Genomic DNA, 12,889 nt, shown 5'->3' with positions numbered 1-12,889 from the left:
GCGTTAGTTTCATTGATTTTAACACAAATGGAGATTGGATGAAAAGGTTATCTGCTATTTCTTTAGGCGTAGTGACTCTCGCCTGTTCCCTGATGGTCGGCTGTAACGATGAAGAACAGGATCTGGTTCCTCAGATGGAACCGGCTAAAGTAGCCCCCAAGGCCCCCGAAAAGGCTCCGGCCAAGGTTGCCCCCGCAAAGCCTGCAGCAGAAGCCCCCTCTGCACCGGCAGCCCAGGGCGATGAACCCCAGCTGGTTCCCCTCCAGTCCCTTTCCGCAACCACAGAAGAAGCTCCCGCCAAGGCAGCAGCACCTGCAATTGGAGGTGCAGCACCTCTGACCTCCGGCGATTACGTTATCCAGGTCAGCATCCAGGCTTCCAAGAAGGTCGCAAATGACATCGTCAAGAAGCTAGCCGAAAACAACGTGAAAGCTTACATTGTGGAAGTCGAAAATCCGGGCGAACTGGAAGGCACCTACTACCGAATCCGCGTAGGCTATTTCGCAAATAGCGCCGACGCACAGAACTACGGTAAGCAGGCCCTGTCTCCGCTGAACTTCGCATGGTGGGTCGACAAGACCAAAAACGACACGGTCGGCAACCCCAACCCCGATACAGAAGATTCTTATTCCAATTCCCAAGCATGGGAGGATGACGAAGAAGAAGAACCGGCTCCTGCTCCGTCCAAGCCGGCACCCGCTCCTGCACCTGCTCCTGCACCTGCACCCGCTCCCGCACCGGCCCCGGCACCCGCTCCGGCCCCGGCTCCTGCTCCGGCCCCGGCTCCTGCTCCGGCACCTGCTCCTGCTCCGGCACCTGCTCCTGCAGCCGCTCCGGCAACGCCTCCGGCACCCGCTCCCGCAGCAAAGCCCGCCGCTTCCGAACCGGAAGACTTCGACGACTGGGATTAACCGAAACTGCTATTACGAAAAGAGCCCCGTTCCTTCGAACGGGGCTTCTTTTATGCGTCCTACAGAGCCAGATTAAAAATCAACTTCACCGCGGTCAACGCGATCTTGGCCTTCCTGACACATTTCCTCGAATTCCAGAGCAACTTCTTCCAAAGTGTCCGGACCGACTGAAAAATATTCGCTATAGTCATCTACGGTCACATTCCTTCCAGAGCAGGAAACCTTATAGCTGCCATCCTGCCAATAAGATTCCTCATCCTTCTGCGCAGCACAGGCTTCATCAGCCATAGCCTGAGTCGGGTAACCGAAAATGGAATGGAAAGAAATCTGAGTGTCACTAGTAATCGTCGCAGTAGAAGTATACGAAGCTCCCTTATAGGAATTATCCACGCTCACGGAATTTGCACCCCTAGTGACCTTGCAGTAATAGCCCGAAGAGTCACCTGTCGCAGCAGTACCACTGTCCCCACCGCAACCAATAAGTGCAATAGCGCATCCTGCAAGCATCGTCATAGCCAGCTTGTTCAATTTCATTATACCTCCAAAAAAAATGAATCACCGCAAATATATTCTTTTTTCTTACCCCACAAAACGCGAGGTATCCTAAAATCTATATTTGGACTATGCCTACAAGAAAGCCCAAAATTTTTGTTGTTCACCTGGGATGCTCCAAGAACCAGGTCGACGCAGAGCGCCTCGTTGGAGAAATGTTAAACGCAGGTTTCCAGACTACAGAAACCGCCTCCAAGGCAGACTACATCCTGGTAAACACTTGCGGATTCATTGAAGCCGCCAAGGAAGAATCCATCAACGCCATTCTCGCCCAAGCGAAAAGCAAGAAGACAAAGCAGAAACTGATTGTGGCAGGCTGCCTCAGCGGTCGCTACGGCGAAGAACTGGAAAAGGAACTTCCCGAGGTAGACTACTGGGTAGGCACTTACAAGCCCGGCGAACTTCTGGCAAAAATAGGGACTGACCAGCCTGCTGGCTGCAATCCCGCAGAACTTCCCCGTTTGAATTTAGGCGGATTCCCCCACCATGCTTACTTGAAGATTGCGGAAGGCTGTAACCGCCGCTGCGCCTACTGCGCCATTCCTAACATCCGCGGACTCCAGAAGTCCACGCCCATCGAGGACCTGGTGAAGGAAGCCAAGGAACTGGAAGCCCAGGGCATCAAGGAATTGACCCTCATCGCCCAGGACACCACCTACTTCGGCCGCGAAAAGAAGAACAAGAGCGAAACCCTCACCAACTTGCTGAAGGCAATCCTTGCGGAAACGAACATTCCCTGGATCCGTATGCTGTATTGGTACCCAGCATTCATTGACGATGAACTGCTGGACCTGATGGCAAAGGAGCCGCGACTGGTAAAGTACATCGACATGCCCATCCAGCACAGCAGCGATAGCGTGCTGAAGAACATGCTCCGCAAGTACACCCGCCAGGAACTTCGCGACATTCTCCGCAAGATTCGCGCCAAGCTTCCGGATGTCACCTTACGAACCACCGTTCTGGTAGGCTTCCCGGGCGAAACCCACGAAGACTTTGAAGATTTGATGGACCTGCTTCAGGAAATCAAGTTCGAGCACCTGGGCGGTTTCGTGTTCAGCCCAGAAGAAGGCACCCCGGTCATGTCCATGAAGAAGCTGGCACCCGTAGACGAAAGCGAAGCTCGCGCCCGTCTGGCAGCAGTCACCGACTTCCAGGAAGAACTGGCCGCACAGTACGCCGAAGACATGATCGGAAAGACTGTCACAGTCATTCTTGACGAAGTAGCCGAGGAAAGCGAGTACCATTTCTATGGTCGCACCGAGGGCAATTCCATGGACACCGACGATATCGTCAAGGTTCTGGAAGGGGACGGCGAAGTAGGAACGTTTAGGCAAGCATTAGTCATTGACGCAGAACCGCACGAGCTGATCGTCCGCCTGCTCTAGTTTTGCTATATTGCGCCGACACGCCCGTGTATCACAATGGATAGTGTCCTCCCCTCCGAAGGGAGTTATTCCGGTTCGATTCCGGACATGGGTATTAAAAAATTCATAACGAAACTAAAAAAGACCACCGATGGTGGTCTTTTTTTTAAGTCTATCCAAACTCAAGCGTATTTGATTAGCGACCAGAACGAGCACGTTCCTTTTCACGCTGACGACGGCGCTTTTCGGTATCATCCGGGAAGAATTCCGGGAAGGAATAACCGATTGCAATACCGAACACGATACCAGTCTTGCTCATGCCCTTCTTATTCACGACACGAGAGATGTATTCGATTTCTTCTTCGCTCTTATATTCTGCGTTGGATTCCATACGGAAGCTAATGTTATCCTTCTTATCCTTGGTCAGCTCCGGAGCATAGTACATACCGATGGAGAACTGCAGATAATACCATTCGTTGGTAAGGTAGGTAATCAGGATATCGCCCTGGATACCTTCAACAGAAATGATGGAACGAACATTGTCTTCAGGAATAATGTCGTGGTCGAAATAGACCGTACCGTAAGAAACGGAAAGGCCAAGATGGAGAGGATTCTTGGGGAAGAGGTAGTAGTTAATACCGGCCTTCCAACCAGTACCGCCTTCCAGTTCCCAGTCATCAAATTCACTGTCAGTGCCCTTAGGCAGGAGACCGAAAGAACCATAGAGAGCCAGGTGGAAAGGCAGAATATATTCCGCACCGATACCGAAGCTCATGCCCATGCCTGTTTCACCCATAAAAGCATAACGGGAACCCATACCCATCTGGAAAATCAGACGGTTACGGAGCCAGTCACGACGGCGCAGGGAGTTTGCATATTCGTCCTGACGCTGTTCTTCTTCAAACTTCTTACGAGCAGCCAGTTCCTTCTTCTGGGAAGCACTGATATCCATGCTACCATCGTCAGCATCGGCTTCTTCCTCTTCATCATCGTCTTCGGCTACGGATGCACGAGCCTTGGACTTCTTTGCTGCAGGAGCAGAAACAAATTCATCTTCGCTACCATCATCTGCGGAAGCTGCCGGTGCGGAAACGAAATCATCATCGTCTTCATCCTGGGCCCAGGAAGTGGACGCAAAAGCAGACAAACCCAGAGTAAGGCAGGTGGTCAATAAAAGTTTTTTAAGCATTAAAAGCCTCTGATTATATAAAATCGCCTTTGGAATATAAATTTTAAACAGCCTATATGCAAAAACCAATTTGTAAAAGTTGATAAAAAAAACTGGTTTTTGCGGGTTATTCCATCTTTAGCAGTCTAGCCTTAATAGAACCCAAAGCTATTTCACACTCCATCAAGACCGGAATACGACGTTCATCATCGGTAAGCCAGATGAAAATACGGCCCTTTGACACAAAAATGCCATCTCCATCCAGAACCGGTTCCACTTTTACAGTATTAAACTCCCCAAGTTTAGTCTTGAGAGTCTCTCGACCATGGACAATCACCTTCAATTCGTAACGTTTCTTGCCACTGACCGCAGAAAACTTGGAAGTTTTGCCATTTTCCAACGGAAGTGTACGAACGAGATAGAAGGCAGACATGATACTATGTTCCATCCCCTGAATGGACAAAACCGTGTCAGCAGAACGCTTCACCTTACGGACTTTGTCATCGGTGAAAACGGTGTCGGACAGCCAGGCCTTTTCGCCCTTTCGATCAAAACGAATGACGGACTTATTATGGTAGCTTCCCTCATTCAAGGTCTTACGGAACACTTCCGTCATCAAGCCCTTGTTACGGACGCGGGTATAGATCGTATCGGAAACTGGGTACAGCTTCTTGAGAGCCCCCTCATCATGAGCCAGAGTGTAGAATTCCGTCTTACCATCCTTGGTGGGTTTTACTTCCAAGGTGGCTGTACCTGCGGTAATAGGCCCCCAACCTAAACTGAAGGTCAGACGTTCGCCCTTCATCCAGGGAGCATCCACTACAGGAAGATTCGGTTCACCAGCAAAAGCGGGAGCAGAAAGCAGAAATGCGAACAAGAAGACAAGCGTGAACGCAAAGTCAAGCCAGCCTTTACCCATATAAGTCCGCATCGCCACTCCCTACAACCTACTGCCCACTGTCTACTTCCTACCGTCTACTTCCTACTACTCACCAATGTCGCCCAGGCCCTTGCGGTAGGCAACGAGCTTAGCCTTGACATCAGCATCGGAGAGTGCCACGATGTGGGCAGCCAGGTAGCCGGCGTTCTTGCCGTTACCGATACCCACGGTTGCAACGGGAATGCCACCGGGCATCTGGACGATGGAGTGGAGAGCGTCAACACCGTTCAGGGGACCACCAGCGCAGGGCAGACCGATTACGGGGAGAATGGTGTGGGCAGCCAGCACGCCCGGAAGAGCGGCGGCGAGACCAGCAACACCGATGATGACCTGGAGACCGCGGTCGGCAGCTTCCTTGGCGTACTTTGCAGTAGCGTTTGGAGTGCGGTGTGCGGAGAGAATGTTCAATTCCCACTTGATGCCGAAGCTATCCAGCACGGCGGAGATCTTGTCTACAACTTCCTGGTCGCTCTTGCTACCAGCAACGATGCCGACCTTTGCATTTTCAGTATAGTTAAACATCTTAAATCCTCTTACTTTGCCAGACGGGCCAGGCCCTTCTTACCAATGTCCTTGCGGTAGAACTTGCCTTCGAACTGCACCTTTTCGCAGGCTTCGTAAGCAACGTTCAGAGCGTCCTGCAGGGTGGCGCCATGCCCCACGACACCGAACACGCGGCCGCCGTTGGTGACCAGCTTGCCATCGGCCATCTTGGTACCAGCGTGGAGAACCTGTGCGCCATTCTTTTCGGCTTCTTCAATACCGGTAACTACCTTGCCCTTTTCGTAGGAGCCGGGGTAACCTGCGCTTGCGAGAACCACGATTGCAGCGGAACCCTTGGGAGCCTTGGGAGCGCCAAGCTTAGCCAGTTCGCCCTTTTCAGCAGCGTCGAATAATGCGAGAACATCGCCATCATAGAGAGGCAGAACAATCTGGCATTCCGGGTCACCCAGACGGCAGTTGTATTCCACAACCTTGGGACCCTTGGAAGTTACCATGATGCCCACATAGAGCACGCCAGTGTAGGGCTTGCCTTCGGCAGCCATACCCTTGAGGGTAGGTTCGATAATGGTCTTCTTCACTTCGTCCAGCAGGGCGTCGGTAACGACCGGAGCCGGAGAGTAGGCACCCATTCCACCGGTGTTGGGGCCCTTGTCGTCATCGAAGACGCGCTTGTGGTCCTGGGCGGAAGAGAGGATGGTGTAATCCTTGCCGTCGGAAACTACGAAGATGGAGGCTTCTTCGCCGTCCATGAATTCTTCAATCACCACAGTCTTGCCGGATTCGCCAAAGACTGCCTTTTCGCCAAGCATTTCTTCCACAGCGTCGTTTGCTTCCTTGTCGGTCATGCAGACGATGGCGCCCTTACCAGCGGCAAGGCCGGAAGCCTTCACCACGATGGGAGCGGGATGTTCGGCCAGGAACTTCTTGGCGGAAGCGAGGTCAGTAAAGGTTTCGAAAGCAGCAGTAGGAACATTGTACTTCTTCATGATGTCCTTACTGAAAGCCTTGGATCCTTCCAGAGCGGCAGCACCGGCAGTGGGGCCGAAGGCGCGAAGACCGCGGGCGCGGAATTCGTCTACCACACCTGCGACCAGGGGAATTTCCGGTCCGATGATGGCGAGATCAATGTTGTTTGCCACAGCCAGGTCTGCGATAGCCTTGGGGTCGGCTACATCCACGGGGATGCACTTGCCAAGATTTGCCATGCCAGGGTTGCCCGGTGCGCAAATGAGAGTGTCGCACATGGGGGACTTCTTAACAGCGAGGGCGATGGCGTGTTCACGACCGCCGCTACCAACTACGAGAATGTTCATACTGTGTTTCCTTTTTTGTTTTCAAACTTAGCATTTTACAAGGCCACTGGATCCTTCGTCGCTACGCTCCTCAGGACGACGCGTCTGCGGCGACTATTTCAAGAACAGGGACAGCTTTCCGAAATCCAGGATTGTGATGAACACAAAGAAGGAAATGAAGAAGGCGGCAGCAACGTTCTGGATAATGGTTTGAGTCTTTGTAGACAAAGGTTTACCGCGGAGCTTTTCTATTCCGAGGAACATGAGGAGGCCGCCATCGGTAATGGCCAGCGGCAGCAAGTTCATGACGCCAAGGTTAATGCTGATGAGGGCAAGAAGCATGAGGAAATCCTGGAAACCACTCATCCATACGTTACCCATGACAGCGACAATTGAGACTGGTCCGGAGAATGCATCTACCTTCACTTGGCCCTTGAAGAGACGGCCAAAATAGCGGAAGATGCTGGTTGTCATCTTCAGGCTAGTAGCACAGGTCTTTTCCAAAGCTTCGAGAGGACCACGACGAACCAAATGCGTTTCCCTAAAAAGAACGTAACCAAGAGGGATCCCCACCATATAGCGTTTGGTTTCTTCGTTGTAGACAGCCTTCATGGGAAGAGTCAAGGTATCGCCAGCACGAATGACAGTGACCTTCACTTCTTCACCCTTGGAGCCATCAATCATACGGACCACATCTTCATAGCGGCCAATATGCTGTCCATTAATTTCGAAGAGGGTATCCAGAGCTTGGATACCAGCCTTTTCGGCTGCGGATCCTGCAAAAGGAGCATCACGTACGACAACACGATTCTGCGGGAAAATGCCAATATCGCCAATACCCATCTTGGTTACAGAGCCAGTAGAATCCTTTGCCGGAATGACCAATTCCTCAGGAACAACAGTAACCATCAGAGGTTCGCCACCGCGATGGACTTCCAGTTCCACATTGGCACCGAGGCTCACGCCAATCAATTCACGGAAATCATCCCATCCCTGAGTAGGCTTTCCATTAACAGCAGTAATGGTATCCCCAGGTTGAATACCAGCAGTTGCTGCAGGAGATTCCTTCCCCACGAACCCAATGATCAATTCCTTATTGACCGGTTCCTGCACACCCACCATGTAGAGGATCATCAGGAGAATAAAGGCAAAAACAACGTTGATAAACGGTCCTGCAAAAGCAATCGCAGCACGAGCCCCCACGGACTTGCCAGTAAAGTCCCGTTCACCAGGAGCTCGGCCATCCTTAAAGGAGTCAGGATTTTCACCGGCCATAGCAACATAGCCGCCAAAAGGAATCGCAGAAATGCAATATTCTGTTTCACCCTTTCTAAACTTGAAAAGTTTCTTTCCAAAGCCAACGCTAAAGGTATTTACCTTGACGTTATTCCACTTAGCCACCAAAAAATGGCCCAATTCATGAATAGTCACCAAAAAACTGAGACCAATGAGGCCCAGCACAAACATCAAGACATTATCAAGGACATGTTCCATCGTTTTGAAAGATAGAAAAAAGCAATTATGCAAAGCAAAAGGGCGCCCCCGAGGGAGCGCCTTAAAGCTTGTAATTTTAGAACCGTAATCAGTTCAACACTGGATTCTTCACCGCTATGCGGTTCAGAATGGTGCAATAAATGTTACTTTATCTGCATTCCCTTCAGGTCGTAACGCTTGCCATTCCTTTCCAGGAACACCTTTTGGTCAGCAAAGCGGAGACGAACTTGTCCTTCAGAAGACGGACGATTTGCAGAAACAGCAGGCTTAATGGCATCAATACCACCTCGGGCCACGCCAGGAGCGGCAAAACTGGGAGCATAACCGGAGTTAAGAGCTTCAATTGCTCCAGCGAGGTATGCCAAAGGAGCATTCCAGTTGATAGCCACTTCGTTGGATGCATAGCTACAATTGTGGTCGGTGTAGGAAGTTGCGGGAACTCCCGTGCGGTAATCCTTACATTCCCAGGATTCAGAACCGATGTCTTCACCACCAGGCTGGGGACCGCCAACAAGCATACCAGGCACCGGAGCGGAAACGCCATCGGAAGTACTGGGACGGTGATGAGGCTTCTTAGGGGACTTGGTACCAAAACCAGTCATGAAGGACATATCCAGCGGATTCTTGCCAAGGAGATAATCCAAGACCTTGCGAGCAGCGTCATAGTATTTCTGTTCACCTGTGAGATAATAGGCATGGAGAAGCCAAACACCCTGGTTTGCAGCAACCGCGTTGGAACCCCAGACAAAGTCGTCCTTGCCCATGACAACGCCAAAGCCCTTGCTTGCGCGGGATACGAATTCATCGGCCAGTTTAGTCAGAAGCTGCTTGCTATTGGCGTTGGCACCGTAAGTTGCAGAACCGTAAACGGCGAGACCGGCAACATCGCCCCAGTTAGGAACGCCGGCTTCGCTGATATTCTGCTTATAGGAGTCGTCATGGGTAGCAAGGTAAAGTTCAGAACCAGCAAAGAGTTTTTCATCGCCAAAGTAGCTGTCGCCATATTCACCCGTGGAAACGTCGGAGGGGTTCTTAAAACGAACATTAGAGTTCTGAGTACCCCAAACGTATGCACTCTTGGCGGCAGCCAGGCACTTGGCAGCAAAGTCAGCGTCATAAGTCTTGAAAACACGAGATGCAGCAGCCATTACGCCAGCAAAATCCAAAGTAGCAGCAGTGCCCTTACCAATGACGTAAATAGGATCCGTATCCTTAGCCGGCATCACATCACCGGGGAAGCCCAGAGAAGTCATCTTGTGGAACACACCACCATCAGTATCCTGCATGGTAAGCATCCAGTCAAGATTGTACTTGATTTCGGCAAGAAGATCCGGCAAGGTACCTTCAGCGGGGATGTTCCACTTGAGAGTCTTGAAATAGTCCGGATAGTGTTCAAACAGAGAAAGCAGAGTATAAGTGGTAATACCGGAGTTTACAATGTAACGGCCATAGTCGCCAGCATCATACCATCCCTTGGAGGAAGTAATGCTGCCATTACCTGCAGAGTTATGCTTCTGGATAGTGCTGTTGGTATGACCCGCGGCACGTTTCCACTTTCCAGCATAGGCTTCATCCAGAGCCATGGATGCACGCTGGTAGTAGAACCACTTGAGAGCAGCCTTTGTTACTTCTTCGAAGGTTTTATCCGTAACGTTCAAATCACCGCGAAGAGCCTGACCGCCAACCTTGATGGCATAAGTGCCAGGAGTTTTCAATTCAGAAAAATCCACCAGGGAGACGTTCTGGCCACTAGCATCCCAAAAAGATGCTACGGAAGGATTTGCAGTCATAACGGTTTGGCCATTAGCATCCACAATTTCAACCGGACCATTACCATCGAGAAGCGTAAATTCCTTGGCATCGTTGGCACGATAACCAATCTGGTTAATGAAAGCGGTTGCGCCAAAGGCAGTAGTGGCGAAAGCCAGGGCAGAAATTGCCAAAGGGGCAAACTGCTTGAGGCCAAACTTTGAAATCATAACATACTCCTTGAAAATTTTCCAAGATATAATATAAGCCTTTTTGCTTATTTTCAAAACAAATTCGTTCAGGAATACGTTTACATGTGTAACAAATGTTCTCTATGTGTGCTCTAGCTCAAATTTCGAAGGAATAAACATAAAACGACGCCTTGATTTTACTCAAAAGCGTCGTTTTTATGTCACTGGATCCTTCACCGCTGCGCGGTTCAGGATGACGATTCGAAGCGGTTCAGGATGACGGCTGGATTACTTGATGAGGTCCAGGGTCAGGCGGCGGGCTTCTGCGTCGGCTTCCAGAACCTGATCGAGAGTCAGGTGACCGCTCAAGTTGGGAGCGCCATTGATGATGGTTTCCACATGACGGGGAATATCGGTGAACTTCAACTTGCCATCCAGGAAACGGTCCACCAGGACTTCGTTGGCTGCGTTCATCATGGCAGGCACGACACCACCGCGGCGGCCAGCTTCGAAAGCGAGAGCCAGACAGCGGAACTTGTTGAAGTCCGGTTCGAAGAAGGTGAGCTGACCCAGGGTGGGCAAATCGAGACGCTTGGTTTCCAGAGGCAGACGTTCCGGCCAAGTGAGAGCCACCTGGATAGGAATGCGCATGTCGGGAGCGCCCAGCTGCGCCATCAGGGAACCGTCGCGGAACTGCACCAGGGAATGTACCATAGACTGGGGGTGAACCACCACCTTGATCTGTTCGTAGGGAATGTGGAACAGGAAGTGGGCTTCCAGAACTTCAAGGCCCTTGTTCATCATGGAAGCGGAGTCAATGGTAATCTTACGGCCCATGCTCCACACCGGATGATTGAGGGCGTCAGCCACGGTGATGTTTTCAAAACGTTCAATATCCCAGGTACGGAAGGGGCCACCGGAAGCGGTGATTTCCAGGCATTCCACTTCCTTGTTAGGGCGGTCTGCCAGACACTGGAAAATGGCACTGTGTTCAGAGTCGATGGGAGTAATGAATGCCTTGGGATTTTCGGCCAGCTTGTCCCAAATAACGGGGCCGGCCATCACCATAGTTTCCTTGTTGGCCAGAGCCACATGCTTACCATGTTCGATGGCGGTAATGGTAGGAAGGCAGCCAACAGCACCCATCAAGGCGTTGATGATAATGTCGGCCTTGGGATCGGCGGCCAATTCGCAGAGACCTTCCATACCGGAGAGCACCGGCATGTTGAGGATGGCACTTAGTTCCTTGGCGGCTTCGGGCTTGAACATGCAGACGCGTTCGACATGGAACTTGCGGACAATTTCAGCCACCTTTTCAACGCTGGAATTTGCAGCCACCGCATAAACCTTGAAGAGGTCAGAATGCTGAAGGCAAACATCTACAGTAGAAGTTCCGATGGAACCAGTAGCACCGAGAAGAACGACATTTTTCATAATTAATTATTAGTAGGAAGTAGGAAGTTGGAAGTCGGAAGTTATGAGCAAACCATCAACAATCTACATTCTACAGGGTTAAAGATTACTATTTCAATATGATAAAAAACAACTTCCTTCTGCCTACTGTCTACCGCCTACTTCCTACTACCTAATACCCCTCAGGGTTATTCTTCTGGAAGTTCCAGGAATCGCGGCACATTTCTTCGATGCCGTACTTTGCTTCCCAACCCAGTTCGGCCTTGGCCTTTGCGGGATCGCAGTAGCAAGTAGCGATATCGCCCGGACGGCGGGGCTTGATGCTATAAGGGACCTTCAGGTTGTTTGCCTTTTCAAAGGCGTGGACAACATCCAGCACAGAATAGCCGTGACCCGTACCCAAGTTGTAAATAGCGAGACCACACTTACGTTCAATAGCCTGCAAAGCGCAAACATGACCGTTAGCCAAGTCGCAAACGTGGATGTAGTCGCGTACGCCTGTGCCATCAGGAGTATCGTAGTCGTTACCGAACACCCCAAGTTCTGCACGGCGGCCTACTGCAGTCTGGGTGATGTAAGGCATCAAGTTGTTGGGAATGCCATTGGGATTTTCGCCAATGAGACCGCTCTGATGGGCGCCAATGGGATTGAAGTAGCGGAGCAGAACCACGTTCCATTCCGGGTCGGCCTTCTGCAAGTCCATCAGAACTTCTTCCAGCATGGACTTGGTCTTGCCATAGGGATTGGTGCACTGACCCTTGGGACATTCTTCCGTAATGGGGATAATAGCAGGATCGCCGTACACCGTTGCAGAAGAAGAGAAGATGAAGTTTTTGCAGTTGTGCTTACGCATCACGTCCAGCAGGACGAAGGTAGCATTCATGTTGTTCTCGTAATACTCAAGCGGCTTGGCAACAGATTCGCCAACAGCCTTGAGTCCAGCAAAATGAATGCAAGCATCAATGGAATATTCATTGAACACATCGTTCATGGCAACAGCGTTACGAACGTCGGCCTTTACAAAGGGTACCGGCTTTCCAATAATCTGAGACACACGACGAAGGGATTCTTCGCTTGAATTTACAAGATTATCAACAACCACGACGGAGTGGCCAGCCTTATCCAATTCAACAATCGTATGGCTACCAATATAGCCAGCACCACCGGTAAGAAGAATATTCATAGTGCAAATCCTTATTGTTTCTTAAAAAAATTTGGCTCTTCATCAACATGTGTGGGTGGCTTCGCCACCCTTTTTTGTTGACTTTCGCCTAAATTAAACAAAAAATGGGCTATTTTCTAAAATTTAAT

The 12,889-nt window shown here is 50.8% G+C and carries 11 protein-coding genes and 1 tRNA gene; 3 read left to right on the top strand and 9 right to left on the bottom strand.

Annotated features, from left to right (window positions below; translation table 11 throughout):
* Nucleotides 1–38 precede the first annotated feature (38 nt).
* Entirely contained in the window at nucleotides 39–911 is an 873-nt protein-coding gene (locus BGX12_RS08260) for an SPOR domain-containing protein (protein WP_199220749.1), read from the top strand.
* A 72-nt stretch (nucleotides 912–983) separates the two neighbouring features.
* Here BGX12_RS08260 and BGX12_RS08250 read toward each other — a convergent pair whose 3' ends face one another.
* Entirely contained in the window at nucleotides 984–1,445 is a 462-nt protein-coding gene (locus tag BGX12_RS08250) for a hypothetical protein (RefSeq protein WP_109735606.1), read from the bottom strand.
* Nucleotides 1,446–1,534: 89 nt separating this feature from the next.
* On the opposite strand from BGX12_RS08250, the gene rimO reads away from it, so the two are divergent.
* Nucleotides 1,535–2,848: a 30S ribosomal protein S12 methylthiotransferase RimO gene (gene rimO / locus BGX12_RS08245; protein WP_109735605.1), complete on the top strand. Its 1,314-nt coding sequence runs from the start codon at nucleotides 1,535–1,537 to the stop codon at nucleotides 2,846–2,848.
* Nucleotides 2,849–2,870: 22 nt separating this feature from the next.
* Nucleotides 2,871–2,942: transfer RNA gene (locus tag BGX12_RS08240), tRNA-Arg, on the top strand.
* An 81-nt stretch (nucleotides 2,943–3,023) separates the two neighbouring features.
* On the opposite strand, the gene BGX12_RS08235 is transcribed toward BGX12_RS08240, so the two are convergent.
* The 8 genes from BGX12_RS08235 to galE all read right to left on the bottom strand — a co-directional run bounded on the left by BGX12_RS08235 (nucleotide 3,024) and on the right by galE (nucleotide 12,761).
* Nucleotides 3,024–4,016 (bottom strand): hypothetical protein, encoded by a 993-nt coding sequence (locus tag BGX12_RS08235; RefSeq protein ID WP_109735604.1) that lies wholly within the window; start codon nucleotides 4,014–4,016, stop codon nucleotides 3,024–3,026.
* 106 nt (nucleotides 4,017–4,122) lie between these two features.
* Nucleotides 4,123–4,926: a DUF3108 domain-containing protein gene (locus BGX12_RS08230; RefSeq protein WP_109735603.1), complete on the bottom strand. Its 804-nt coding sequence runs from the start codon at nucleotides 4,924–4,926 to the stop codon at nucleotides 4,123–4,125.
* Between the two features lie 54 nt (nucleotides 4,927–4,980).
* The gene (gene purE, locus BGX12_RS08225) at nucleotides 4,981–5,457 is read right to left on the bottom strand and encodes a 5-(carboxyamino)imidazole ribonucleotide mutase (protein WP_109735602.1); all 477 of its coding nucleotides are present in this window, start codon (nucleotides 5,455–5,457) and stop codon (nucleotides 4,981–4,983) included.
* Nucleotides 5,458–5,468: 11 nt separating this feature from the next.
* Complete coding sequence (purD, locus tag BGX12_RS08220; RefSeq protein WP_109735601.1) at nucleotides 5,469–6,752, bottom strand: phosphoribosylamine--glycine ligase; 1,284 nt, start codon at nucleotides 6,750–6,752, stop codon at nucleotides 5,469–5,471.
* Nucleotides 6,753–6,845: 93 nt separating this feature from the next.
* On the bottom strand, nucleotides 6,846–8,225 hold the full coding sequence (rseP, locus tag BGX12_RS08215; protein WP_109735600.1) for an RIP metalloprotease RseP: 1,380 nt from the start codon (nucleotides 8,223–8,225) through the stop codon (nucleotides 6,846–6,848).
* Nucleotides 8,226–8,368: 143 nt separating this feature from the next.
* Nucleotides 8,369–10,204, bottom strand: coding sequence for a glycoside hydrolase family 9 protein (locus BGX12_RS08210; protein WP_109735599.1), 1,836 nt, complete (start codon nucleotides 10,202–10,204; stop codon nucleotides 8,369–8,371).
* Nucleotides 10,205–10,453: 249 nt separating this feature from the next.
* The gene (locus tag BGX12_RS08205; protein WP_109735598.1) at nucleotides 10,454–11,599 is read right to left on the bottom strand and encodes a 1-deoxy-D-xylulose-5-phosphate reductoisomerase; all 1,146 of its coding nucleotides are present in this window, start codon (nucleotides 11,597–11,599) and stop codon (nucleotides 10,454–10,456) included.
* A 151-nt stretch (nucleotides 11,600–11,750) separates the two neighbouring features.
* Nucleotides 11,751–12,761: a UDP-glucose 4-epimerase GalE gene (gene galE / locus BGX12_RS08200; RefSeq protein WP_109735597.1), complete on the bottom strand. Its 1,011-nt coding sequence runs from the start codon at nucleotides 12,759–12,761 to the stop codon at nucleotides 11,751–11,753.
* Nucleotides 12,762–12,889 lie beyond the last annotated feature (128 nt).

The sequence above is a fragment of the Fibrobacter sp. UWR4 genome, from assembly GCF_003149045.1.
GTDB lineage: Bacteria > Fibrobacterota > Fibrobacteria > Fibrobacterales > Fibrobacteraceae > Fibrobacter.
Note: the sequence above shows the minus strand (reverse complement) of the source record. Positions and strands in the feature narration are given on the sequence as shown.

Excerpts from the sequence above, each read along its gene's own strand:
- BGX12_RS08205 (WP_109735598.1), bottom strand. The coding sequence starts at position 11,599 with ATGAAAAATGTCGTTCTTCTCGGTGCTACTGGTTCCATCGGAACTTCT.
- BGX12_RS08235 (WP_109735604.1), bottom strand. The coding sequence starts at position 4,016 with ATGCTTAAAAAACTTTTATTGACCACCTGCCTTACTCTGGGTTTGTCT.
- purD (WP_109735601.1), bottom strand. The coding sequence starts at position 6,752 with ATGAACATTCTCGTAGTTGGTAGCGGCGGTCGTGAACACGCCATCGCC.
- BGX12_RS08210 (WP_109735599.1), bottom strand. The coding sequence starts at position 10,204 with ATGATTTCAAAGTTTGGCCTCAAGCAGTTTGCCCCTTTGGCAATTTCT.
- BGX12_RS08250 (WP_109735606.1), bottom strand. The coding sequence starts at position 1,445 with ATGAAATTGAACAAGCTGGCTATGACGATGCTTGCAGGATGCGCTATT.
- BGX12_RS08230 (WP_109735603.1), bottom strand. The coding sequence starts at position 4,926 with ATGCGGACTTATATGGGTAAAGGCTGGCTTGACTTTGCGTTCACGCTT.
- rimO (WP_109735605.1), top strand. The coding sequence starts at position 1,535 with ATGCCTACAAGAAAGCCCAAAATTTTTGTTGTTCACCTGGGATGCTCC.
- purE (WP_109735602.1), bottom strand. The coding sequence starts at position 5,457 with ATGTTTAACTATACTGAAAATGCAAAGGTCGGCATCGTTGCTGGTAGC.
- rseP (WP_109735600.1), bottom strand. The coding sequence starts at position 8,225 with ATGGAACATGTCCTTGATAATGTCTTGATGTTTGTGCTGGGCCTCATT.
- galE (WP_109735597.1), bottom strand. The coding sequence starts at position 12,761 with ATGAATATTCTTCTTACCGGTGGTGCTGGCTATATTGGTAGCCATACG.
- BGX12_RS08260 (WP_199220749.1), top strand. The coding sequence starts at position 39 with ATGAAAAGGTTATCTGCTATTTCTTTAGGCGTAGTGACTCTCGCCTGT.